27 protein-coding genes are annotated in these 22826 nt (G+C 73.3%); 12 read left to right on the top strand and 15 right to left on the bottom strand.

Going from position 1 to position 22826, the window contains the following annotated elements; all coding sequences use genetic code 11:
- Window positions 1-18 precede the first annotated feature (18 nt).
- Complete coding sequence (locus ABD901_RS32095; RefSeq protein ID WP_345132419.1) at window positions 19-573, bottom strand: hypothetical protein; 555 nt, start codon at window positions 571-573, stop codon at window positions 19-21.
- 64 nt (window positions 574-637) lie between these two features.
- Here ABD901_RS32095 and ABD901_RS32090 point away from each other — a divergent pair, with 64 nt between their 5' ends.
- Window positions 638-1012 carry an FKBP-type peptidyl-prolyl cis-trans isomerase gene (locus ABD901_RS32090; protein ID WP_345132417.1) on the top strand — a complete coding sequence of 125 codons (375 nt, stop codon included), beginning with the start codon at window positions 638-640 and terminating at the stop codon, window positions 1010-1012.
- Between the two features lie 170 nt (window positions 1013-1182).
- A complete protein-coding gene (locus ABD901_RS32085) occupies window positions 1183-1866 on the top strand; it encodes an adenylate kinase (protein WP_345132415.1) in 684 nt (227 codons plus the stop codon).
- A gap of 12 nt (window positions 1867-1878) precedes the next feature.
- Here ABD901_RS32085 and pgm read toward each other — a convergent pair whose 3' ends face one another.
- Window positions 1879-3504, bottom strand: a complete 1626-nt coding sequence (pgm, locus tag ABD901_RS32080; RefSeq protein ID WP_345132413.1) for a phosphoglucomutase (alpha-D-glucose-1,6-bisphosphate-dependent) — start codon at window positions 3502-3504, stop codon at window positions 1879-1881.
- Between the two features lie 115 nt (window positions 3505-3619).
- Here pgm and ABD901_RS32075 point away from each other — a divergent pair, with 115 nt between their 5' ends.
- Window positions 3620-3967 (top strand): group I truncated hemoglobin, encoded by a 348-nt coding sequence (locus ABD901_RS32075; RefSeq protein ID WP_345132710.1) that lies wholly within the window; start codon window positions 3620-3622, stop codon window positions 3965-3967.
- A 34-nt stretch (window positions 3968-4001) separates the two neighbouring features.
- Complete coding sequence (locus ABD901_RS32070; protein ID WP_345132411.1) at window positions 4002-4517, top strand: DinB family protein; 516 nt, start codon at window positions 4002-4004, stop codon at window positions 4515-4517.
- Between the two features lie 60 nt (window positions 4518-4577).
- Here the strand turns inward: ABD901_RS32070 and ABD901_RS32065 are convergent, their stop codons facing one another.
- The gene (locus ABD901_RS32065; protein WP_345132409.1) at window positions 4578-4961 is read right to left on the bottom strand and encodes an SPW repeat protein; all 384 of its coding nucleotides are present in this window, start codon (window positions 4959-4961) and stop codon (window positions 4578-4580) included.
- A gap of 395 nt (window positions 4962-5356) precedes the next feature.
- Here ABD901_RS32065 and ABD901_RS32060 point away from each other — a divergent pair, with 395 nt between their 5' ends.
- The 5 genes from ABD901_RS32060 (at window position 5357) to ABD901_RS32040 (ending at window position 10060) form a co-directional block, all read left to right on the top strand.
- A complete protein-coding gene (locus ABD901_RS32060) occupies window positions 5357-8296 on the top strand; it encodes a glycoside hydrolase family 48 protein (protein ID WP_345132407.1) in 2940 nt (979 codons plus the stop codon).
- Between the two features lie 82 nt (window positions 8297-8378).
- Window positions 8379-8693: an ArsR/SmtB family transcription factor gene (locus ABD901_RS32055; RefSeq protein WP_345132405.1), complete on the top strand. Its 315-nt coding sequence runs from the start codon at window positions 8379-8381 to the stop codon at window positions 8691-8693.
- Entirely contained in the window at window positions 8690-9112 is a 423-nt protein-coding gene (locus ABD901_RS32050) for an SRPBCC family protein (RefSeq protein WP_345132403.1), read from the top strand. Before ABD901_RS32055 ends, ABD901_RS32050 begins: the two co-directional genes overlap by 4 nt.
- On the top strand, window positions 9102-9710 hold the full coding sequence (locus ABD901_RS32045; RefSeq protein WP_345132401.1) for a TIGR03086 family metal-binding protein: 609 nt from the start codon (window positions 9102-9104) through the stop codon (window positions 9708-9710). Before ABD901_RS32050 ends, ABD901_RS32045 begins: the two co-directional genes overlap by 11 nt.
- A gap of 11 nt (window positions 9711-9721) precedes the next feature.
- Complete coding sequence (locus ABD901_RS32040) at window positions 9722-10060, top strand: MmcQ/YjbR family DNA-binding protein (RefSeq protein ID WP_345132399.1); 339 nt, start codon at window positions 9722-9724, stop codon at window positions 10058-10060.
- On the opposite strand, the gene ABD901_RS32035 is transcribed toward ABD901_RS32040, so the two are convergent.
- Window positions 10057-11172, bottom strand: coding sequence for an outer membrane protein assembly factor BamB family protein (locus ABD901_RS32035; protein WP_345132397.1), 1116 nt, complete (start codon window positions 11170-11172; stop codon window positions 10057-10059). The two genes, ABD901_RS32040 and ABD901_RS32035, sit on opposite strands and share 4 nt — an antisense overlap.
- 59 nt (window positions 11173-11231) lie before the next feature.
- On the opposite strand from ABD901_RS32035, the gene ABD901_RS32030 reads away from it, so the two are divergent.
- The 3 genes from ABD901_RS32030 (at window position 11232) to ABD901_RS32020 (ending at window position 13766) form a co-directional block, all read left to right on the top strand.
- On the top strand, window positions 11232-12119 hold the full coding sequence (locus ABD901_RS32030; protein WP_345132395.1) for a serine/threonine-protein kinase: 888 nt from the start codon (window positions 11232-11234) through the stop codon (window positions 12117-12119).
- Between the two features lie 76 nt (window positions 12120-12195).
- Window positions 12196-12552: a YciI family protein gene (locus ABD901_RS32025; RefSeq protein ID WP_345132393.1), complete on the top strand. Its 357-nt coding sequence runs from the start codon at window positions 12196-12198 to the stop codon at window positions 12550-12552.
- Window positions 12549-13766, top strand: a complete 1218-nt coding sequence (locus tag ABD901_RS32020) for an RNA polymerase sigma factor (RefSeq protein WP_345132391.1) — start codon at window positions 12549-12551, stop codon at window positions 13764-13766. The genes ABD901_RS32025 and ABD901_RS32020 overlap by 4 nt, the downstream gene beginning before the upstream one ends.
- Before the next feature lie 101 nt (window positions 13767-13867).
- Here the strand turns inward: ABD901_RS32020 and ptsP are convergent, their stop codons facing one another.
- From ptsP to ABD901_RS31965, 11 genes are all read right to left on the bottom strand, one after another.
- The gene (gene ptsP, locus ABD901_RS32015; RefSeq protein WP_345132389.1) at window positions 13868-15511 is read right to left on the bottom strand and encodes a phosphoenolpyruvate--protein phosphotransferase; all 1644 of its coding nucleotides are present in this window, start codon (window positions 15509-15511) and stop codon (window positions 13868-13870) included.
- Entirely contained in the window at window positions 15504-15797 is a 294-nt protein-coding gene (locus tag ABD901_RS32010; RefSeq protein WP_345132387.1) for an HPr family phosphocarrier protein, read from the bottom strand. The genes ptsP and ABD901_RS32010 overlap by 8 nt, the downstream gene beginning before the upstream one ends.
- A 24-nt stretch (window positions 15798-15821) precedes the next feature.
- Window positions 15822-16868, bottom strand: a complete 1047-nt coding sequence (locus ABD901_RS32005; RefSeq protein ID WP_345132385.1) for a zinc-dependent dehydrogenase — start codon at window positions 16866-16868, stop codon at window positions 15822-15824.
- Window positions 16869-16881: 13 nt separating this feature from the next.
- The gene (locus tag ABD901_RS32000; protein WP_345132383.1) at window positions 16882-17313 is read right to left on the bottom strand and encodes a PTS mannitol transporter subunit IIA; all 432 of its coding nucleotides are present in this window, start codon (window positions 17311-17313) and stop codon (window positions 16882-16884) included.
- On the bottom strand, window positions 17306-17614 hold the full coding sequence (locus ABD901_RS31995) for a PTS sugar transporter subunit IIBC family protein (RefSeq protein WP_345132381.1): 309 nt from the start codon (window positions 17612-17614) through the stop codon (window positions 17306-17308). Before ABD901_RS31995 ends, ABD901_RS32000 begins: the two co-directional genes overlap by 8 nt.
- Window positions 17615-18754 carry a mannitol-specific PTS transporter subunit IIC gene (gene mtlA, locus ABD901_RS31990; protein ID WP_345132379.1) on the bottom strand — a complete coding sequence of 380 codons (1140 nt, stop codon included), beginning with the start codon at window positions 18752-18754 and terminating at the stop codon, window positions 17615-17617.
- A 13-nt stretch (window positions 18755-18767) separates the two neighbouring features.
- Window positions 18768-19718 (bottom strand): 1-phosphofructokinase, encoded by a 951-nt coding sequence (pfkB, locus tag ABD901_RS31985; RefSeq protein WP_345132377.1) that lies wholly within the window; start codon window positions 19716-19718, stop codon window positions 18768-18770.
- Complete coding sequence (locus tag ABD901_RS31980; protein WP_345132375.1) at window positions 19715-20476, bottom strand: DeoR/GlpR family DNA-binding transcription regulator; 762 nt, start codon at window positions 20474-20476, stop codon at window positions 19715-19717. Before ABD901_RS31980 ends, pfkB begins: the two co-directional genes overlap by 4 nt.
- A gap of 9 nt (window positions 20477-20485) precedes the next feature.
- A complete protein-coding gene (locus ABD901_RS31975; protein ID WP_345132372.1) occupies window positions 20486-21067 on the bottom strand; it encodes a hypothetical protein in 582 nt (193 codons plus the stop codon).
- A gap of 198 nt (window positions 21068-21265) precedes the next feature.
- Window positions 21266-21688 carry an SRPBCC domain-containing protein gene (locus ABD901_RS31970; protein WP_345132370.1) on the bottom strand — a complete coding sequence of 141 codons (423 nt, stop codon included), beginning with the start codon at window positions 21686-21688 and terminating at the stop codon, window positions 21266-21268.
- A gap of 4 nt (window positions 21689-21692) precedes the next feature.
- A complete protein-coding gene (locus tag ABD901_RS31965) occupies window positions 21693-22340 on the bottom strand; it encodes a response regulator (RefSeq protein ID WP_345132708.1) in 648 nt (215 codons plus the stop codon).
- Between the last annotated feature and the right edge of the window lie 486 nt (window positions 22341-22826).

Here is a 22826-nt window from a genome sequence, read left to right as displayed (position 1 = left end):
ATGCTTCGACGGGAAACTTCAGTCCTGGAAGCGCACGTCCAGCCACGAGGTGAAGCCGTGCCAGTGCGCGGTCGGGTCGTGGCGCAGGTAGTACTCGGCGGCGGCCTCGCGGCCCAGCCGGAGCACCGCGAGGACCGAGCAGACGATCACGGTGGCGACGACGCAGCCCTGCATGGCGGTGTACCACAGCGGCAGCAGCGGCAGGAGGTGGTCGAGCTGGGCCTGGTCGTCGGGCAGGAGCGCCGAGTCGGGGCTGTAGACCACCCCGAGCAGGAGCGACAGGGTGACCAGCAGCAGCGCCCAGCCGACCACCCCGCGGGTGTGCGGCCGGCGGCGCGGCACGGCCATCGCCGCGCCGGCCAGCAGCGTCGACAGGCCCACGGCCAGCACGAACGCCCCGATCAGATGCACGTAGACGTTCTGCACGAGGATCGCCTCGTTGCGCGTCCACGGCCCGAGGCTGGTGACCAGCCCCTCGTAGCGCAGCAGGAGCCAGCCGGCCGCGGCGGCCTGGCCCAGCTGCAGCCCGGCGCAGGCAGTCACCAGCCAGAACGCCACCCGTACGGGATGCATGCGCCGACGGTACGACGCCATGAGGCAGGATGGAGGCGACGTTTCGTAACGAAGGAGTCAACGCATGGCGCTGAGCAAGCCCGAAGTCACCCTGCCCGACGGCCCGCCGCCCGCCGACCTCGTCATCGAGGACATCACCGTCGGCGACGGCCCGGAGGCGGTGCCCGGCCAGCAGGTGAGTGTCCACTATGTGGGAGTGTCGCTGTCGACCGGGCGCGAGTTCGACGCGTCGTGGAACCGCGGCGGCACCTTCGACTTCGGCCTCGGCCGGGGCCAGGTCATCGCGGGCTGGGACCAGGGCGTGGCCGGCATGAAGGTCGGCGGCCGGCGCAAGCTGGTCATCCCGCCGCACCTGGGCTACGGCGACCGCGGCGCCGCCGGGGTGATCAAGCCGGGCGAGACCCTGGTGTTCGTCGTGGACCTGCTCGGCACCCGCTGACCAGGCGGTCAACGCCCGAACCGCGCTCTGCATTCCCGGCTGATGGGATCACGACCATCAGCCGGGAATGCAGAAATTCACAGGCATCCCACAGCGAGTTCGTCATATTCGGATGCGATGCTGGACCATCGGCGGCGGGCCGATGGGCGGGCATACGAAGGGGTGTGCAAATGACGATGCAGTCGGCGGCACCGCGGGCGAAACGGATCCTGATGGTGGGCGCCCCGGGCGCCGGCAAGGGCACCCAGGCCGACGCGATCGCGAAGCAGTTCGGGATCACCCATATCGCCAGCGGCGACATTCTACGCCGGCACATCGCCGAGGCAACGACCATCGGCCGGACCGTGGAGGACCTCGTCAACAAGGGCGAGCTCGTCCCCGACGCCGTGATCATGGACATGTTGCGCAAGCCGGTCCTCGCCGCCGCCGACACCGGCGGCTACGTCCTGGACGGCTTCCCGCGCACCGTCGAGCAGGCCGAGGCGGCCTACCGCACCGCCGGCAACCTCGGCGTCGGCGTCCAGATCGCCGTGCACCTCGAGGTGCCCGAGGAGGAGCTGATCCGCCGGATGCTCGCCCGGGCCCGCGGCGCCGACGACACCGAGGACGTCATCCGGCACCGCATCAAGGTGTACGAGGAGAAGACGCGGCCGCTGCTGGAGTACTACGCCCAGCGCGAGCTGCTCGTGCAGGTCAACGGCGCCCGGCCGGTCGCCGAGGTCACCTGGTCGATCGTCGTGCAGCTGCAGCGGGCGTTCAAGCGCCCGGCCACGCAGGCCGGCTCCCACGCCGGCGCGCACGCCGGCACGGCCCGGCCGGCCACCACCTCGGACTCCGACAAGGCGGTGGCCTGACCGCACGCCCGGTCAGCCGGACAGCGCCGCCGACACCACCCCGCGGGCCTCGTCCTGGATCCGGGCGAGGTGCTCGGGGCCCTGGAACGACTCCGCGTAGACCTTGTAGACGTCCTCGGTCCCGGACGGGCGGGCGGCGAACCAGCCCGTCTCGGTGACGACCTTGAGCCCGCCGATCGCGGCCCCGTTGGCCGTGGTCAGCTTCTGCGTGATCGGCTCGCCGGCGAGGCTCGCCGCGCTCACCTGCTCCGGCGACAGCTTCGCCAGGATCGCCTTGTCCTCGCGGGTGCAGGCGACGTCGACGCGGGCGTAGGCCGGCTCGCCGTGGCGGGCGACGAGGTCGCGGTAGTGCTCGCTCGGGGTCCGACCGGTGCGGGCCAGGATCTCCGAGGCGAGCAGGCACAGCAGGATGCCGTCCTTGTCGGTGGTCCACACCCCGCCGTCGCGGCGCAGGAACGACGCGCCGGCGCTCTCCTCGCCGCCGAAGCCGATCGAGCCGTCGAGCAGGCCCGGCACGAACCACTTGAAGCCGACCGGCACCTCGACGAGGACGCGGCCGACGTCGCCGGCGACCCGGTCGATCATCGACGACGACACCAGGGTCTTGCCGACCGCGGCGCCGGCCGGCCAGCCGTCGCGGTTGCGGAACAGGTAGTCGATCGCCACGGCCAGGAAGTGGTTGGGGTTCATCAGCCCGGCGTCGGGGGTGACGACGCCGTGCCGGTCGGCGTCGGCGTCGTTGCCGGTGGCCACCTGGTACTCCGCCTTGCGGCCGATGAGCGAGGCCATCGCGTTCGGCGACGAGCAGTCCATGCGGATCTTGCCGTCCCAGTCCAGCGTCATGAAGGCGAACGCCGGGTCGACGACCGGGTTCACCACCGTCAGGTCCAGCCCGTAGCGCTCGGCGATGTACGCCCAGTAGGCCACGCTCGCCCCGCCGAGCGGGTCGGCGCCGATGCGCACCCCGGCCTCGGCGATCGCCGGCAGGTCGATGGCGGCGGCGAGGTCGTCGGCGTAGCCGGCCAGGAAGTCGAAGCGCTGCGTGCCGCGGGCGGCCAGGGCCTGGGCGTAGGTCACCCGGCGCACGTCCTTCAGGCCGGAGCGCAGCAGCTCGTTGGCCCGGTCCTGGATCCACTTCGTCACGTCGGTGTCGGCCGGGCCGCCGTTGGGCGGGTTGTACTTGAACCCGCCGTCCTCGGGCGGGTTGTGCGACGGGGTGACGACCACGCCGTCGGCGCCGCGGTGGCGGTTGGCGAGGATCGCGTGCGACACGGCCGGCGTCGGGGTGTAGCCGTCGCGGCTGTCGATCAGCACCGTCACGTCGTTGGCGGCGAACACCTCCAGGGCGCTGACCGTCGCCGGCTCCGACAGCGCGTGCGTGTCGCGGCCCAGGAACAGCGGCCCGGTGTAGCCCTGCGCGGCGCGGTAGTCGCAGATGGCCTGGCTGGTCGCGACGATGTGGTCCTCGTTGAACGAGCCGCGCAGGCTCGAACCGCGGTGACCGGAGGTGCCGAAGGCGACCTGCTGCGCCGGGTCGGCCGGGTCGGGGTGCTCGGCGTAGTAGCTGGTGATGAGGCGCGGCACGTCGACGAGGTCGGAGCGCTGCGCGGGCTGCCCTGCGCGGGGATGGACGGACATACCCATACGTTGCCACGTCGCCGGGCGCCGCGGGCGAGGGACGGGACAGCGAACGGAAACGTGTCGGACCTACACTGCCGCGCATCGATCCCTTTGGAGGCGCTCAGTGACCACGATGTACGTCCGGGTCGGCGGCGGGCCGGCCATCAAGCAGGTCGTGGACCAGCTGTACACCTGGATTCTGTCCGACGAGCAGCTCAGCCCGTACTTCGAGCACGTGACGGTGGAGTCGCTCAAGCGGCACATGGCGGCGCTGCTGGCCCAGGTGCTGGGCGGGCCCGCGGAGTACGGCGGGCGCGACCTGGGCGCCGCGCACGCGAGCCTGGACATCACCCCCGAGCACTACACCCGGGTGGTGGACCTCGCCCTGGCGTCGCTGTTCCTGGCACACGCGCCGCGCGAGGTCGTCGCCGCCGTCGAGGAGACCCTCGACGCCGTGCAGCCGCAGATCGTGGCCGCCTGATCGGCTCGCGCCGGGCGGATGCGATGATCAGGTCATGACCTGGGTAGCACCGGAGCCGCCGCCCTTCGGGGGTTCGCTCGTGGCCGGCGAGCGGACCCTCCTCGAGGGATTCCTGGACTGGCAGCGCGCCGTGCTCGTCGGCAAGTGCACCGGCCTCACCGGCGCGGAGCTGGCCGAGGCGGCCTGCCCGCCCTCGACGTTGTCGCTGCTGGGCCTGGTGCGCCACCTCACCGACGTGGAGCTCGAGTGGTTCCACCGCCGCTTCCACGGCCGGGACGTGCAGTCCTTCTACCGCCGCCCCGACGCCAAGGACGCCGCCTTCGACGAGGCCGACCCCGACGAGGCCGAGCGTGACTACGAGCGCCTCATTGCCCAGTGGCGCTCCTCCCGCGAGGCGGTCGCCGGCAACGCGCTCGATGACGCTTTCACGGACGAGCTGCGCGGGCCGATGTCGCTGCGGGCGGTGTACCTGCACCTGATCCAGGAGTACGCGCGCCACAACGGCCACGCCGACCTGCTGCGGCAGCGGATCGACGGCGAGACCGGCTGAGGGCCGTCCCAGCCTCGGAGAGCCGGCTGAGCCCGCGGGGCGCGGGCTCAGCCCGGCCCGTCATCGTTTGCGGGCCACCATGCCCGGACGCATCGCCACCAGCCCGAGGGCGATCGTGATCAACCCGATCACGATGTTGCTGGCGATGGCACCGCCCGAGGCGTACCCGCGCTGGATGATGAACGGCGCGACGATCGTCCACACACCGAGCACCACCGGCAGCCACGTCAGGCCGTGGGTGCGGCCGTACGCGACCGCGAAGCCGGCGGCCAGCAGGGCGACGGCGACGCCGCAGATGAAGTTGTTCACGGACAGGTTGGCCTCGAAGGGCGGGAAGCCCACCACCCAAGGGCTGATCGCCAGGTAGAGCCCGGCGAGCACCAGAGCGCCGTCGGTGATGCGTGCGGTGGGCGTCTCCGCCACCTGGTCGTACCGTGCGCGCATCTCGGCAACGTCTGGATGACCCTCGAGGTCTGAGATGGGTCGGACCATGACGACCCCCTTCCGGTCGGATGAGGAACGTCTAACCCAAATCCGGCGGAACTAACCCGTGGACCGGCTTATGGATGGACCGGGCACGGCGGGAGGCGCTGCAGACGCCGGGCCGCCGCGCCCGGCTTTCGCGTGGGAGCCGCGATTGGGGGGTTGGGCATCACCTCCGGGCCATCGATTTGTGGCGGTGAATCTAGCGCGCTTGTCCCGGGAGCGCTCCCATGCCAGAATCAGCGCCACCTCGCGTCTGGGAGCCGCCGGGGCACTGCCTGCAATGGCCTTACGCAACAACGCCATTGCGCTGTCCGGTGCCCGTTCCCCGGTACGAAACTTTCACGAGGAGCGACATGTCCACTCCCAGACGACGCGGGCCGCACAAGCGGCTCCGCGCGTTGGCCGCCGGCCTGCTCATCGCCGGCACGTTCGCCGCGCTGCCGGCCGGCACCGCCCATGCCGCCGCCGGCTGCCAGGTGACCTACACCGTGCGCAGCCAATGGCCGACCGGCTTCACCGGCGACCTCGTCGTCAAGAACCTCGGCGACGCGCTCACGAGCTGGAACGTCAGCTGGACGTTCGCCGGCAACCAGCAGCTGCAGCAGAGCTGGAACGGCGACTTCACGCAGACCGGCAACCAGGTCACCATCCGCAACGCGCCCTGGAACGGCAGCCTGCCCTCGGGCGGGACCGTCAACCCGGGCTTCAACGCCGCCTACAGCGGCACGAACGTCGACCCGACCTCGTTCTCGGTCAACGGCGTGGCCTGCACCGGGCCGAACCAGGCGCCGGTGGTGACGCTGACCAGCCCGGCGGCGAACACCCGCTACACCGCGCCGGCGTCGATCCCGATGGCCGCCACGGCGACCGACCCCGACTCCGGGGACACGATCGCGAAGGTCGAGTTCTACCACGACGGCCTGCTGCTGGGCACGGACACGTCCGCGCCGTTCACCTACAACTGGACCGGCGTGCCGGCCCAGACGGCGGCGTACAGCCTGCAGGCCAAGGCCTACGACAGCCGCGGCGCGGTGGGCACCTCCACCGCGGTGCCGGTCTACGTCGACCCGGTCGTCGGGCCGCAGATCGTGGCCTCGCCCACGGTGCTGACCGTGCCCGAGGGCGGCTCCACGCCGCTGTCGGTCAAGCTCAACCAGGCCCCGACCGCCAACGTGACCGTGGCCGTGGCCCGCACCGGCGACAGCGACATCACCGCCACCCCGGCGTCGCTGACGTTCACCACCGCCAACTGGAACACCGCGCAGACGGTGACCGTGGCCGGTGCGCAGGACGCCGACTCCGTCAACGGCACCGCCACGATCAGCCTGACCGCCTCGGGCTGGACCGCCGCGTCCGTCACCGCGAACGAGAGCGATGACGACGTCGCCGGCGGCGTCTACGTGCAGCGGTTCCTGGAGCAGTACAACAAGATCCACAGCAACGGGTACTTCTCGTCCGAGGGCGTGCCCTACCACGCGATCGAGACGCTGGTCGTCGAGGCGCCGGACTGGGGCCACGAGACCACGTCGGAGGCGTTCAGCTTCTGGCTGTGGCTGGAGGCGCAGTACGGCCGGGTGAAGCAGGACTGGGCCCCGTTCAACAAGGCCTGGGACACGATGGAGAAGTACATCATCCCGACCCACGCCAACCAGACCAGCGGCGGCTACAACGCCTCCGACCCGGCGGACTACGCCCCCGAGGCCGACCAGCCCAGCCTGTACCCGCAGCAGGGCGGCCACCTCGACTCGTCCGTCAAGGTGGGCTCCGACCCGCTGTACAGCGAGCTGACCTCGACGTACGGCAACACCGACGTGTACGCCATGCACTGGATCGAGGACGTGGACAACGTCTACGGCTACAGCTCCTGCACGCCGGTCGCCGGCTCCAAGGTGTCGTTCATCAACACCTACCAGCGCGGCCCGCAGGAGTCGGTGTGGGAGACCGTCGCCCACCCGTCCTGCGAGAACTTCACCTACGGCGCCAAGCAGAACGGCGGCTACCTGCCGCTGTTCATCGACGGCACCCCGGCGAAGCAGTGGCGGTACACCGACGCCCCGGACGCCGACGCCCGCGCGGTCGAGGCGGCCTACTGGGCACTGCAGTGGGCGACGGCCCAGAACAAGCAGGCCGACGTGGCGGCGACCGTCGCCAAGGCGGCGAAGATGGGTGACTACCTGCGCTACGCGATGTACGACAAGTACTTCAAGAAGCCGGGCTGCACCTCGACCTCGTGCGCCGCGGGCACCGGCAAGGACTCGGCGGCGTACCTGCTGTCCTGGTACTTCGCGTGGGGCGGCGACGCCGGCGGCCAGTGGTCCTGGCGGATCGGCTCCAGCCACAACCACCAGGGCTACCAGAACCCCCTCGCCGCCTGGGCGCTGTCCAACGTCTCGGCGCTGACCCCGAGGTCGCCGACCGCGAAGGCGGACTGGCAGACGAGCCTCGGCCGGCAGCTGGAGTTCTACCAGTGGCTGCAGTCCTCCGAGGGCGCCTTCGCCGGCGGCGCGACGAACAGCTGGGGCGGCAGCTACTCCACGCCCCCGTCCGGCACGCCGACGTTCTACGGCATGTTCTACGACGTGCAGCCGGTGTACCACGACCCGCCGTCGAACCAGTGGTTCGGCTTCCAGGCGTGGTCGGTCGAGCGGGTCGCGGAGTACTACTACGCGACCGGCGACGCCAAGGCCAAGTCCCTGCTCGACAAGTGGGTCAGCTGGGCGATCGCGAACACCTCGTTCACCTCGAACGGCGACTTCAAGATCCCGGACACCCTGTCGTGGACCGGCGCGCCGGCCACCTGGAACCCGTCCAGCCCGGCCGCCAACACCAACCTGCACGTGTCGGTCGTCAGCACGGGCACCGACGTCGGTGTCGCCGCCGCCTACGCGCGGCTGCTCACCTACTACGGCGCCAAGGCCAACAACGCCTCCGCCAAGACCACGGCGAAGAAGCTGCTCGACGGCATCTGGCTGCACACCGACGCGCAGGGCGTCGGCATCCCGGAGACCCGCACCGACTACAACCGCTTCGACGACGTGTGGAGCTCCAGCAACCAGCAGGGCCTCTACATCCCGTCCGGGTACAGCGGCGTCATGCCCAACGGTGACGTGATCGCCCCCGGCAAGTCCTTCCTGGACATCCGCTCCTTCTACAAGAACGACCCGAACTGGCCGCAGGTGCAGGCGTACCTCAACGGCACCGGCCCGGCCCCGACCTTCACGTTCCACCGGTTCTGGGCGCAGTCCGACATCGCCATGGCGATGGCCGACTACGGCCTGCTGATCGGCTCCTGACCCACCCGGGCGCCCCGATCCTTGAGGAGCGGGGCGCCCGGCCCTTTGACACGTCGGGTTTTTCCGACCTATAGTCGCCGACGTGTCCGAGACCGCTGTCTTCGCCGCCCTCGCCAACCCGGTGCGGCGCGAGGTGCTGCAGGTGCTGCGCGAGCAGGGGCCGCAGCCGGTCGCCGCGCTCGCCGCCCGCTTCGACCTCGCCCGGCCGAGCTTCTCCGAGCACCTCAAGGTGCTGCGCGACGCGGGCCTGGCCAGCGAGACGAGGGCTGGGCGGCAGCGGCTGTACCGCCTGGAGCCCGCCCCGCTCGAGCGCGTCCGCGACTGGCTCGCCCCGTTCGAGGCCTTCTGGGGCCAGCGGCTCGCCGCCCTCGGCGACGTGCTGGACGACCTGCCGTGACGGCGCTGGACGCCGGTGCCTACTACCCGCACCCGCCCGCGAAGGTGTGGCGTGCCCTCACCGAGCCCGACCTCATCGCCCGGTGGCTGATGCCCGGCGACTTCCGCCTCGAGGCGGGCCACCGCTACACGATGCGCACCGCGCCGCTGCCGGCCGCCGGGTTCTCCGGGCGCATCGAGGCCGAGGTCCTCGCCTTCGAGCCGGAGCGGATGCTGCGGGTGTGGTGGCGCGACCCCGAGGGCGGCGGCGCCTGGACCATCACCTGGACGCTGCACCCCGAGGGGCGCGGCACCCGCCTGCTGCTGCACCAGGAGCCCGGCCCCGGCGGCGAGGCACTCGAGATCGCCGGGGCCGTCATGCTCGCCGGCTGGCGCGGCCGGATCGCCGAACGACTCAGGGAGGTACTCGATGACATCTGACGTCGCCGCCGACTACCGCGTGATCGCGGACGGCTTCCTGGCCCGGGTGCGGGCCACCCCGCCCGAGGGGTGGGGCGCGCCGAGCCCGTGCCGCGGCTGGAGCGCCCGCGACGTCGTCGCGCACCTGGTCAACGGCCACCGCGGCATCCTGTTCCTGGCCGGCGGCCCGCCACCGGCGCCGGCCGACGGCGTCGGCTCCGGCCCGATGTCCGGCGCGCCGCAGGTGGCGCCCGGCGCCGACCTCGCCGTCGCGTTCGGCCGCGCCCGCGACGACATGCTGGCCATGCTCGCCGACCCGGACCGGCGCGCGATCCGGATGCCCTTCGGGCCGATGGGCGCGGTGCCGGTCGCCGACGCGGTCGCCGTCATCGGCAGCCTGGAGGTGCTGGTGCACACCTGGGACCTGGCCCGGGCCACCGGCGGCGACGAGGCCCTCGACCCGGCCCAGGTGGAGCGGACCCTGCGGGCCGCCACGCCGCACGCGGCCGGCCTCGTGGCCACCGGCGCCTTCGACCCGCCGGTGCCGGCACCGCACGGCGCCGACGCGCAGACGCGGCTGCTGTGCTTCGCCGGGCGCAGCCCCTGGCGGCTGCGGTAGCGTCGGCGGACATGACCAGGGATGAGCTGCTCGCCCACTGCCTCGCCAAGCCCGGCGCCTGGCAGGACCAGCCGTGGGAGGGCGACGTGGTGGCGAAGGTCGGCCCGAAGATCTTCGCGTTCGTCGGCGCCGACAGCGTCGGGCTCAAGTGCGCCGCGACCCGCGAGGCCGCCGACGAGTGGCTGCACCGCTACCCCGGCGACGCGTCCGTCATGGCGTACATCGGCCGCAGCGGCTGGAACACGCTGCGCGTCGGCGGCGCCATCCCCGACGACGAGATCCTCGAGGCCCTCGACGAGTCCTACCGCTGGGTCGTCTCCAAACTCCCCAAGAAGGATCGCCCCGCTTAACGGATGCGGTACATCGCGAGGATGTCCCCCGCCGCCACGGCCAGCCGATCCCCTGACACGGCGAGCCGGTACGCGTCGCGCTCCGGCAGGGCGGCGCCGGTGGCCTGCCCGGTGGCCGGGTCGAGCGTGACGACGCCCTCGGGCAGGGCGAGGAACAACCGGCCGCCGAGCGCGGCGAGGTCGGTCGCCTGCCGGTCGCTGCTCCAGCGCTCCCGGCCGGTGCGCAGCTCCAGGCCGGTGAGCAGCCCGCTCTCGTGCACGGCCACGACCGTGTCCCCGGCCACCGGCGGCGGCCCGTCGAGCAGGAACCCGCCGGGCGCCTCGTAGGTCCAGCGCGTCTCGCCGGCGGCCGCGTCGACGGCGTGCACGGACAGGTTGCGGTACCCGAAGTCCTCGTCGATGTAGCGCATCCCGAGCGCCACGACCACGCCGCCGTGCAGCGCCGGGCGGCCGAAGACGCGGCCCTCCGGCCCGGCAACGCCCCAGCGGCGGGTGCCGTCGGCGACGTCGTGCGCGGCGAGCTCCCGCGCCGCGACCACCAGCGTGCCGCCGTCCGACGCGAGGTCGAACGGACCTTGGTCGGCCGCCTGCACCGACTGCCACCAGCGCTGCCCGGTCGCGTCGAAGCCGCCCAGGCCCCGCCCGCCGGCGGCGTCGGCGGAGGCGACGACCGTGCCGGCGGCGGTGATGAGGGTCGAGCCGAGGTACCCCTCGAACGGCCGCCGCCACCGCTGCGCCCCGTCCGCTAGGCCCGCGACCTGGATCACCGCCGAGTCGCCGGTCTGCGTGCGCACCGCGAACGCGTCCCGGTCCGCGGTGAACAGCGCCGTGCCGGAGCGCCCCGGCGAGATCGTGTTGCGCCCGACGTCCTGGTGCCAGCGCACGGTCCCGTCGCCGGCCGCGTGCCCGCTGACGCCGTTGCCGGAGACGAGCAGCGTGTCACCGGCCAGGTGCAGCGCGTCGGCCTGCACCGCCATCGGCCGGCGCCACAGCATCACGGCCGGCCCGTCGGAACGCGACGCGAACCAGGCGCCACCGCCCGCGATCGCGAGGGCCCCCGCGCCCACGCCACCCAGCAGCAGCCCTCGCCGGCTCAACCTTCGCTCGCCCATGGCGACCGATGGTACAAATCGCACCCATCCGAGCGCCCGCCCGGCCACGAAACCTTCACATGACACAGTTGCGGATCGACCGGTACCGCCTGGACCGCGTCATCGGCACCGGCGGCATGAGCCGGGTGTGGCTCGCACACGACGACCTGCTCGACCGCCCGGTGGCGGTCAAGGAGATCCTGCCCGTCGCCGGGCTGGACGTGGCGGCCGGCACGCGCACCGTCGCCGAGGCGCGGGCGGCGGCGCGCCTGGCGCACCCGAACGTCGTGCGCGTGTACGACGTGCTGCTCGGCGGCGGCCGGGCCTGGATCATCATGGAGCACGTGCCGTGCCGCGACCTCGAGGCGCTCGTGCGCGAGCGGGGCCCGCTGCCGCCGGCCGAGGCGGCCCGGGTGGGCCTGGCCGTGCTCACCGGCCTCGACGCCGCGCACCGGGCCGGGGTGCTGCACCGCGACGTGAAGCCGCACAACGTGCTCATCGCCGACGACGGGCGCATCCTGCTCGGCGACTTCGGCGTCGCGCTGCTCGCCGACCGGGTGCAGGGCCCGGAGTCGGGACCTCTCGTCGCCTCGCCCGGGTACGTGGCGCCGGAGCGGGCCCGCGACGGGGAGTCCAGCGCGGCGGGCGACCTGTGGTCGTTCGGTGCGACGCTGTACTTCTGTCTCGAGGCCCGCCCGCCCTTCGCCCGCCCGACCGCGGCGGAGCAGCTCGCCGCCCCGTTCGCCGGTCCGCCCGACCCGATGGTCAACGCGGGCCCCCTGGAGCCGGTGGTGGCGGAACTGCTGCAGGTCGACCCGGCCCGCCGCCCCAGCGCCATCGAGGCCGCCGAGCGGATCCGGGCGCTGCAGCGGGTACACCGCTCCCCGGCCGTCGTCTTCGTGGCCTGGGTGATGGCGTTCGCGCTGCTCGGCGGCATCGCGGCCGCGTTGCTAACGTCGCTGGCGTGACCTGTCGATCGCGGCACCGTCTCGTTCGTCGCCTTCATGAAGGCAACACCACCGACACGATTGGACGCGAGCGGACATGGCCAAGTACCTGATCCTCATCTACGGCGACGAGCAGCGCTGGGAGGCCGAGACCGACGCGCAGCGCGCCGCGAAGGAGGCCGCGCACGCCGCGTTCGCCGCGGCCGCCGGCCCGGGCCTGCTGGCCGGCCACGAGCTGGAGGCGTCCTCGACCGCGACCACGCTGCGATCGACGACCGGCGCCGCCCCGACCCCGACCGACGGCCCGTTCCTGGAGACGAAGGAGGCGATCGGCGGCCTCTACGTCGTCGAGGCCCCCGACCTGGACGCCGCGCTGTCCCTGGCGGCCCGCCTGCCCGAGCTCGCCTCCGGCCACGGCGGCGTCGAGGTCCGCCCGATCGTGGACCATTCGTGAGCGTCGCCGAGACCGTCGCGCGGGCCCACCGGGAGGAGTGGGCCCGCGTCCTCGCCGCGACCGTCCGCCTGACCCGCGACCTGGACCTGGCCGAGGAGTGCGTGCAGGACGCCTTCGCACAGGCGATGACGTCCTGGTCGCAGGGCGCCCCCGAGCGCCCCGGCGCCTGGCTGACCACGGTCGCCCGCAACCGCGCCCTGGACCTGCTGCGCCGCGAGCAGGTCCTGCGCCAGAAGCTCCCGCTGCTGGTCACCGACGAGCCGGCGCCGGCCGCCGACGAGACCCTCGACGACGACCGCCTGCGCCTCATCTTCACCTGCTGCCACCCGGCACTGTCCCGCGACGCACAGGTCGCCCTGACCCTGCGCCTGGTCTGCGGCCTGTCCACGGCCGAGGTCGCCCGCGCCTACCTGGTCACCGAGCCCACCATGGCGGCCCGCATCACCCGGGCGAAACGCAAGATCGCCGCCGCGCGCATCCCGTACCGCGTCCCCACGCCCGACGAGCTCCCGGCGCGCGTGAGCGCCGTCTGCGAGGTCCTGCACCTCGTCTTCACCACCGGCCACACCGCCCCGTCGGGCTCCCGCCTGGTGCGCTACGACCTGGTGGACGGCGCGCTATCGGTGGCCCGGATGCTGCGCCTGCTGCTCCCCCGCGATGCCGAGGTCGCTGGGTTGCTCGCCCTGCTCCTGCTGGTCGACGCCCGCCGCTCGGCCCGCGTCGCCGCCGACGGCCGCCTGCTCCTGCTCGCCGAGCAGGATCGCACCCGCTGGGACCGCACCCTGATCGTCGAGGGCGCGGCCCTGCTGGGCGAGGCGCTGCGCCGCCCGCCGACGCGCTGGGCGGTGGAGGCCGCGATCGCGGCCGTACACGCCGAGGCCCCCTCGTGGGAGGCCACCGACTGGACCGAGATCACCGGCCTCTACGACGTGCTGCTCACGCTGTGGCCCTCCCCGGTCGTCCGCCTGAACCGCGCCGTGGCCCTGGGTCTGCGCGACGGCCCGGCGGCGGGCCTGGCCGCGCTGGAGCCGCTGCTGGAGGAGCCGTCGCTCGCCGGGTACGGCTACCTGAGCGCGGCCCGGGCCGACTTCCTGCGCCGCCTGGACCGCCGCGAGGAGGCCGCCCTGGCCTACGAGGAGGCCCTGGCCTTGACGGACAACGAGGTCGAACGCGCCTTCCTGACTTCGCGCCTCGACGCCCTGCTCCGCCCCTGACCTCGGGCTTTTGCGACAAGTCGGGCGCTGGCGCGCCACGACTTGTCGGATTTATACCCTGACAGGGGAAAAGTTAGCGCCAATCGGTCGGGCTGGTGCGCCTATCGAGGGGTTGCCGAGCGGACCGCGGCGCGGGCGGCCTCGGGGGTGTCGGCGGCCAGGGCGGCCTTCGCGATCTGGCGGCACTCCTCCAGGGTGTGGGCGGCCAACGACTCGCGCACGGCGGGAATGCTGCGCGGGGCCATCGACAGGCTCGAGATGCCCAGGCCCGCCAGGACCAGGGCGAAGTCCGGGTCCGCGGCCGACTCGCCGCAGACGCCGACCGGCTTGCCGGCCTCGGCGCCGGCCGTGGCGCACGCGGCGATCAGGGCGATCAGGGCGGGCTGCCACGGGTCGAGGAGGTCCGCCAGGTCGCCGCACATGCGGTCGGCGGCGAACGTGTACTGGCTCAGGTCATTCGTGCCCAGGCTCAGGAAGTCGACGTCGCGCAGGATCGACGGGGCGCGCAACGCCGCCGCTGGGATCTCGATCATCACGCCGGTCGTCGGCAGGCCGTGGGCGCGGCAGGCCGCGGCGAACTCGGCGGCCTCCGACGCCGTGGCGACCATCGGGGCCATGACCCACACCTCGGCGTCGGTCGCGGCGGCGGCCGTGGCGATCGCGGACAGCTGCGTGGACAGGACCTCGGGGGCGCGGCGGGAGACGCGCAGGCCACGCACGCCCAGCGCGGGGTTGGGCTCGTCGGCCAGGCGCAGGAACGGCAGGGGCTTGTCGGCGCCGGCGTCGAGGGTGCGGACCACGACCTTGCGGCCGGGCAGGGCCGAGAACACCGCCGTGTACGCCGCGACCTGCTCCTGCTCGCCCGGCGGGTCGGTGTGGTCGAGATACAGCAGCTCGGTCCGGAACAGCCCGACGCCCTCGACGTCGGCGATCAGGTCGCGGGCGGAGCCGATGTTGGCCAGCAGTGCGACCGGATGGCCGTCGGCGGTGCGCCCGGGGCCGTGCGACGCCGCCCGCTGTGCCCGCACCTCCTGCGCCGCCCGGTTGACGGCCGCCGCCTCCTCGTCCGTGAGGCCCGCCGTCACCACGCCCGTGCCGCCGTCGACCGCCACGACGGACATATCCGGAATCTCACCTATCTCGGCACAACGCACGATCGCCGGGATGCCGAGCGTGCGGGCCAGGATCGCGGTGTGGCTGGTCGGGCCCCCCTCGGCCGTGACCAGCGCCAGGACCACCGAGGGGTCCAGGCCGGCGGTGTCGGCGGGGGCCAGGTCCCGGGCCAGCAGGATGAACGGGTGGCCGGGGGCGGGCACGCCGGGCATCGGCAGGCCGAGGCACGCGGCGACGAGCCGGTCGCGCAGGTCGTCGAGGTCGCTGACCCGCTCGGCCAGGTAGCCGCCGGCGGCCTCGAACGCGGCGCGGTGCTCGGCCAGGGCCGCCGCCAGGGCGTGCGGCGCGGCCGAGCCCGCCTCGATCGCGGCGTCGGCGGCGTCGGTGAGCATCTCGTCGGTGGCCATGAGGACCTGCGCGCGCAGAACCTCGGCGGCGGTGGGGTCGGCGGCCGCCTCGGCCCGGCGCGTGAGGTCCGCGGCAACGGACGTGACGGCCCGGCGTACCACATCCTTCTCCGCCGCGGCATCGACCACCGCGGGCGGCGACGGCAGCGCGGGCGGCGGGGCCAGGCGCAGCACCGGGCCCGCCGCCCGGCCCGGGCTCACGCCGATGCCGCGCAGCTCACGCATCGCTGGCGTCCAGATCGGCGGCGTCGAGGTCGCGGGCGAGCAGCGCGGCGAGCTCGTCCAGGGCGGCGTCGGCGCCCTCGCCGGTGGCCTCGAGGGTCACCGGCGTGCCCTGCTTGGCGCCGAGGGACAGCACGCCCAGCATGCTACGGGCCGGGACGGGCTTCTTGGAGGCGTCCGTGCGGATGGTCACGGACACGCTCTGGCGGGCGGCGGCGGCGACGAACAGGGCGGCGGGGCGCGCGTGCAGCCCGCTGGCCGAGCCGACGACGACGGTTCGTTCGGGCACGGCAACCTCCTCAGGCGTAAGAAACTACGGTTCGACCGTGACCTTGATCGCCTCGCCGCGGGCGACGATGCCGAAGGCGTCGAGCGCGCGGTCCAGGGGCAGGCGGTGTGTGATCAGGTCGGCGACGGGCACGGCGCCCGAGGCGATGAGGCGCAGCGCCTCCTTGTTGTGCGCGGGGCTGGAGCCGTTGGCGCCGACGATCGTCAGCTCGCGGTAGTGCACGAGGTTGGAGTCCAGGGCGATGACCGGCTTGTCCTTCGGCAGGCCGCCGAAGAAGCTGATCCGGCCCTGGCGCGCGGCCATCTGCACGGCCTGCTCCTGCGCCGCGCCGGCCGCCGCCGCGGTGATGACGACGTCGGCGCCGCGGCCCTCCGTGAGCTTGAACACCGCATCGACAACGTCGGTCTCGGAGCCGCAGATGGCCGCGTCGGGGTGCACGAGGTCGGCAGCCAGGTCGAGGCGCTCGCGGTTGAGGTCGACGAGGAACACGCGGGCGGCGCCGCGGGCCCGGGCCAGGCGCACGTGCAGGCAGCCGATCGGGCCGGAGCCCATCACGACCACGTCGTCGCCCGCGCCGACGCGGGCGAGGTTCTGGCCGTTGAGCACGCAGGCGAGGGGCTCGGCGACCGAGGCCTCGGCGTAGGAGATCCCGTCGGGGATGCGGTTGAGGCCGTCGACCTGCAGCACGTTGGGCGGCACGATCATGTACTCGGCGAAGCCGCCGTCGAAGTGGTACCCCATCGACACCTGGTTGGGGCACACGGTCATCCGGCCGCGGCGGCACTCCTGGCACCGCCCGCACGGGATGGCCGCGATGACCTGGACGCGGTCGCCCGGCGCCCAGCCGGCACCGGCCGCGTCCACGCCGGCCTCGACGACCTCACCGGCGATCTCGTGCCCCATCACGCGCGGCGGCACGATGTGGTGGTGTCCGAAGTTCAAGATCTTCACGTCGGTACCGCATGTCGAGCAGGCCCGCACCCGGATCTTCACGTCGCCGGGGCCCGGCGCCGGCTCGGGCGCCTCCTCGATGCGCACGTCGCCGGGGGCGTGGAACCGCACTACCTTCACGATCGCTCCATCGTCAGCTGTTCACAACCAGCAGTTCGAGTACCTGGTCGGGTTCGGTGGCGGCGCGCAGCCGCGCCGCCTGGTCGGGGTCCATGAGGATCTCGGCGAGCTGGGCGAGGATGTCGACGTGGCCGTCGCCGGCCGCGGCGATCGCCACGCAGACCCGCACGTCCTCGCCACCCCAGTCAACCCCCTCCGGGAAGCCGACCACGGCGAGCGCGTCGCGGCGGACCGCGTCCTTGCTGTGCAGGGTGCCGTGCGGGATGGCAACGCCCTCGCCGATGTAGGTGGAGATGCTCTTCTCCCGCTCGAGCATCGCGGCGACGTAGTCCTCGCCGACGGCGCCGGCCTCCACGAGCACCGCGCCGCAGCGGCGGATCGCCTCCTCGCGCGATCCGGCCCGTTCGCCGAGCCGGATCGCGTCGCGGGCGAGCAGGTCACCCACTGAGTTCACCGCCGCGCTGGACGGCGTTGACGACCTTCGTGACCGCGGGGTCGCCGATGAACACCTGGAACGGGATGATCACCTTGTCGGGCGCGCTGACGCGGGCCCGGGCGGCGAGGCCCGCGTGGCAGAGCACGACGTCGGCGTCGGCCGGGATCGAGTTGACCGGGGTGTGCTCCACGGTCACCGCGTTCTTGGCGAGCTGGCGCTTGAGCTGGCTGGCGAGCATGACGCTGCTGCCCATGCCGGCGTCACAGGCGACGACGACCTTCCTGATGTCCGTACCGCTGATGCTTGGCACTTATGCCTCCTGACGCGTGAGCTTGGCCTGGGCGTGCGCGGCCTCGTCGGGGTTGACGACGGTCTGCTCGTCCGGGCCCAGCGCCTCCTCCTTCGGCTCGCCGCGGCCGAAGCCCATGAGCATCGACGCGACGGCGAAGGTGACGGCGGCGGAGATGACGATGCCGAGCAGGACGACGAAGTACCCGCCCTTGGGTGTCACCGCCATGTAGGCGAAGATGCTGCCCGGCGACGGGGTGGCGACCAGGCCGGCGCCGGTGAGCATGAACGTGCCGACGCCCGAGGCGCCGCCGCAGATCATGGCGAGGATCAGCTTCGGCTTCATCAGCACGTACGGGAAGTAGATCTCGTGGATGCCGCCGAGGAACTGCACGATGATCGCGGCCGGCACGGTGGGGCGCAGCGAGCGGGGGCCGAAGAGGAAGAACGCGAGGAGCAGGCCGAGGCCGGGGCCCGGGTTCGACTCGATCATGAACAGGATCGACTTGCCCTTGTCGGCCGCCTCCGCGACGCCCAGCGGCCCGAACACGCCGTGGTTGATCGCGTTGTTGAGGAACAGCACCTTTGCGGGCTCTACCAGCACCGAGGTCAACGGCAGCAGGTGGTGCGAGACGAGCCAGTCCACGCCGTGCCCGGCCGTCTTGGTCAGCCCCTGCACCACGGGGCCGACGCCGTAGATACCGCCGACGGCCATCGCGCCGCCGATGATGCCGGCGCTGAAGTTGTCCACGAGCATCTCGAAGCCGGGACGGATGCGGTTCTCGACCAGGCCGTCCCACAGTTTCAGAACGTAGGCGGCCAGCGGGCCGATCAGCATCGCGCCGAGGAACATCGGTACGTCGGCGCCGATCACGATGCCCATCGTGGCGACCGCGCCGACCACCGCGCCGCGCTGGCCGTGCACGAGCCGGCCGCCGGTGTATCCGATGAGCAGCGGCAGCAGGATCTTGATCATCGGGCCGACGATCTGCGCGATGTGCGCGTTGGGCAGCCAGCCGGTCGGGATGAACAGCGCGGTGATGAGGCCCCAGGCGATGAATGCGCCGATGTTCGGCATGACCATCGAGGCGAGGTAGCCGCCGACGCGTTGCACGGAGGCTCGGAAGCCCGAGCCGGTGACCTCAGGTGTGTAGGTCGTCACGGGGGTGTCTCCTTCAGGAAGGCGGACCGGAGAGCAGGGGGCGGAGCTCGTCCGGGCGGGGGTGAATGGTGACGTTGTGGCGGATCAGGTCTTCCGGGCCGGGCATCCGGCTGCCGGGCAGGCTCACCGCGGCCGCGCCCCACGCGAGGCCCTCGGCGAGCGCCGCGGCGCCGCGCGCGCCGCCGGCGAGGAAGCCGGCCAGCAGCGCGTCGCCCGCGCCGACGGTGCTGCGCGGTCGGGCGACCGGGCAGGTGCCGGTGACGACGCCGTCGCCGTCGACGAGGACGGCACCGTCGGCGCCGAGGCTCGCGAGGACGGCAGCCGCGCCCCACTCGCGCAGCTGCTGCGCGGCGGCGACGACGTCGCCGAGGTCGCCCAGCGGCCGGCCGACGACCTCGGCGAGCTCGTCGCGGTTGGGCTTGAGCAGCGTGGCGCCGGCCGTCGAGGCCTCGCGCAGGGCCGGGCCGCTGGTGTCGACGGCGACCCGGATGCCGGCGGCGAGCAGCCGCCGGCACAGCTGGGCGTAGGCGTCGGCCGGCAGCCCCGGCGGCACGCTGCCGCACAGCACGACCCAGTCCGCGGTGCCGGCGCGGGCCAGCACGCGGTCGGTGATCTCGTCGAACTCGGCCCGCACCAGGGCCGGACCGGGCTCGTTGACCTTCGTCACGGTGCCGTCCGGCTCGGCCAGGGTGATGTTGGAGCGGGTCCGCCCGGCGATCGGCACCGCGAGCACCTCGACGCCCTCGGCCTTGAGCAGCCGGACCAGCTGGCCGCCCTCGTCGCCCCCGCACGGCAGGACCGCGACGGAGGGCACGCCGTTGGCCAGCAGCGCCCGGGACACGTTGACGCCCTTGCCGCCGGGGTCGAGGTGCGCCTCGGTGGCCCGGATGACCGCGCCGCGGGCGAGCCGCCCGACGTCCATGGCCCGGTCCAGGCTGGGGTTCAGCGTGACGGTGACGATCATGCCCGCACCACTCGCACGCCGGCGCCCTCGATGTCGCCGACGAGGTCGCTGTCGGCGCGGGTGTCGGTGATGAACATGTCCAGCTCGGCGAGCTCGCCGAAGCGGGCCAGGTAGTCGTTGCCGAGCTTCGTGTGGTCGGCGAGCAGGACCGTGCGGCGGGCCGCGCGGATCATGGCCCGCTTCACGGCGGCCTCGGCCGGGTCGGGCGTGGTGAGCCCGCGCTCGACCGAGATGCCGTTGGTGCCGAGGAACGCCACGTCGACGTAGAGGTCGGCGAGGGGCCGCAGCGACCAGTCGTCGACGGTGGCGAGGGTCTTGCCGCGCACCCGGCCGCCGAGCAGCAGCACGTTGAGGTTGGTGCGCGTGCCCAGCGCCGTGGCGATGACCGGGGAGTTGACCACGACGGTCAGCTCCCGGTCGGTCGGCAGCAGGTGGGCGAGCTTGATCGTGGTGGTGCCGGCGTCGAGGATGACGGCGCCCTCCTCGGGCACCTCGGCGAGCGCGAGCTTGGCGATGCGCTCCTTCTCGTCCACGAGCACGGCGTCGCGCGCGGCGAGGGCCGGTTCGAAGCCGATGCGCTCGACGGGGATCGCCCCGCCGTGCACCCGGCGCAGGACGCCGGCCCGCTCGAGGGTGGTGAGATCGCGCCGGATGGTCTCCGACGTGACGTTGAGCTCGTCGGCCAGCCCGGCCACCTCGACCCGCCCCTGCTCGCGGGCGATGCGCACGATGGCCTGCTGCCGCTCCTCGGCGTACATGATGTGGTTTCACCGCCGTTTCGTTTTGCTTGTGCTTTGTTTACGCCCGATTGTGTGGGCAGTCAAGAGTTGAACCACAGAAACCCACACCGGCCAGCCCACGAACCACACCGCCACCACCAGCCCGAGGAAGGCGGTCATACCCTGCAGGGCCGCCGTACGCTGCGGATCCCCGATCCACAGCCGCCCGGCCTGCAGCAGCGCGACCGCGATCGCCGCGCCGAGGACGGCCTTGCCCCATTCACGCCACTCGTACCTGACCCGTTCGGGCCCGCGCTTGGGCACCACGCGCGGCGGCGGCCCGCCGGCGAACCGGTGCGCGAAACGGACGTCGGCCCACCGCACCAGCGACGGGCCGAAGGCGACGGAGAAGCCGAGGTAGACGGCGGCCAGGGCGTGCGCCCGCCCGGCCTCGCCCCCGTTTCGCAGGTCCACTCCCGCGACGACGAGCAGCACGAGATCCACGACGGGCGTCGCGGCGAGCAGCACCGCACCGGCCCGCGGCCGCCGCAGGGGGTAGCGGGCGAGCAGCCCGGCGGCGAGCAGCACCCAGAACGCGATCTCACACCCGACGATCCAACCGATCAACATGCATCGAGCCTCGCCGCGCCGGGGCCGCGCCGCCTCGGCTCCGGCGACGGTTCGCGTACATCGTTGGTCGTACGCGCGGTTGGTCGTACGCGCGGTTGGCGCCCGCGCGGTTGGCGCCCGCGCCCACACGAACGGCCCGGCGGCGACGTGGGCGCGAAGCCGCGTCGCCGCCGGGCCGGTCCGGCAAGGATCGGCGGTTCAGTCGCCGAAGGCCGACCCCGTCTCCAGGAGGCTCTTGAGGTCGCTGAGCACCCACGCCCAGCCGCCGCCGGCGCCCATGTCCTCGAACTCGCCGGACATGAGCCGCCCCAGGTTGGGCGCGTCCGCCAGCTCGTGGGTCACGGTGAGCGACGTGACGCCGTCCTTGCCCTCCTTGAGCTCGTACGTCAGCCGCGTGAACCCTTCGGCGGCCGTGTTCGGGTCCATGAGCATGCGGAACGTCTGCACCAGCCGGTGCGGCGGGTCGACCTCGACCACCTCGCCGTCCACGCCGATCTCAGGCGCGCCGGCCGCGATCATGTCCGGGTTGGACCGCCCCCGCACGGCGCCGCCGGGGTGCAGCTCCATCTCGGTGGTACCGCGGTAGCCGTACCGCCCGTTCCACTCCGCCGACGTGACCATCTGGTCACGTGTCAAGCGCCCGCGCCGCGAGCGCCGCCTGCATGCGACTCTGCAGCCCGAGCTTCGCCAGAATCCGGCTGACATGCGTCTTGGTCGTCGCTTCGGCAATCCCGAGCCGCGCCGCGATGCCGGCGTTGGACAGCCCTTCACCGAGGCACGCGAGGACATCCCTCTCGCGCGCGGTCAGCACTCCGAGCGGCACCGGCCCGGGCGGCGGCGCCCCCTGCGGCCCCGCGATCGGCCCGGAGAACGCCGCCAGCACGCGCCGCGTCACGGCGGGCGCGACGACCCCGTCACCACGCGCAACCGCCCGGACGGCGTCGATGAGCTCGTCGGCCGAAGCATCCTTGAGCAGGAACCCGGCCGCACCGGCCCGCAGCGCCCCGAACAGGTACTCGTCGACGTCGAACGTGGTGAGCGCCAGCACCCCGCGCACCCCGCCGTCGACGAGCTCCCGGGTGGCCGCCACCCCGTCGAGCCGCGGCATGCGCAGGTCCATGAGCACGACATCGGGCCGCAGCCGCAACGCAAGCTCGACCGCCGCCGCCCCGTCCCCCGCCTCGCCGACCACATCGATCCCGGCCGCGGAGCGCAGGATGAGCACCAGCCCCGCGCGCACGGCCGGCTGATCGTCCGCGACCAGCACCCTGATCGCAGCGTCCTCTCGCGCGCCAACCCCGGTCCCGCCTACCCCGGCCGCAACAGCCCACGCCCCAGCGGCGGCGCTCCCGGTCGCAGCGCTCCCTCTCACGGCATCCCAGTTCACAGCAACCCCCGCACTCAAGGCCCCACGCCGGCGCCGCCGCCGGTCCCGATCCCAATTGCCCGCATCACGGCCGCCCTGGCCGCGGCAACCCGGGCCCTGGCCGCAACAGCACTCGCCGAGCGGTGCCAGCGCTCCCGGTCGCGGCGCTCCCCCTCACGGCGTCCCAGGTCACGGCAACCCCGCACCCAAGGCCCCACGGCGCCGGCGCCGCCGGTTCCACCTGCCCCACCACGGCCACCCTGGTTACGGCAACCCAGGCCTCGGCCGCAGCTGCTCCCACCCCGACGACGCCGCCGGTCCCGGTCCCAGCGCTCCCCCTCACGGCGGCCCGGGTCATGGCAACCCCCGGCCCCCGCCCCCGGCCCCCCACCC

This window comes from Dactylosporangium darangshiense, from assembly GCF_039537565.1.
Classification (GTDB): domain Bacteria; phylum Actinomycetota; class Actinomycetes; order Mycobacteriales; family Micromonosporaceae; genus Dactylosporangium; species Dactylosporangium darangshiense.
Note: the sequence above shows the minus strand (reverse complement) of the source record. Positions and strands in the feature narration are given on the sequence as shown.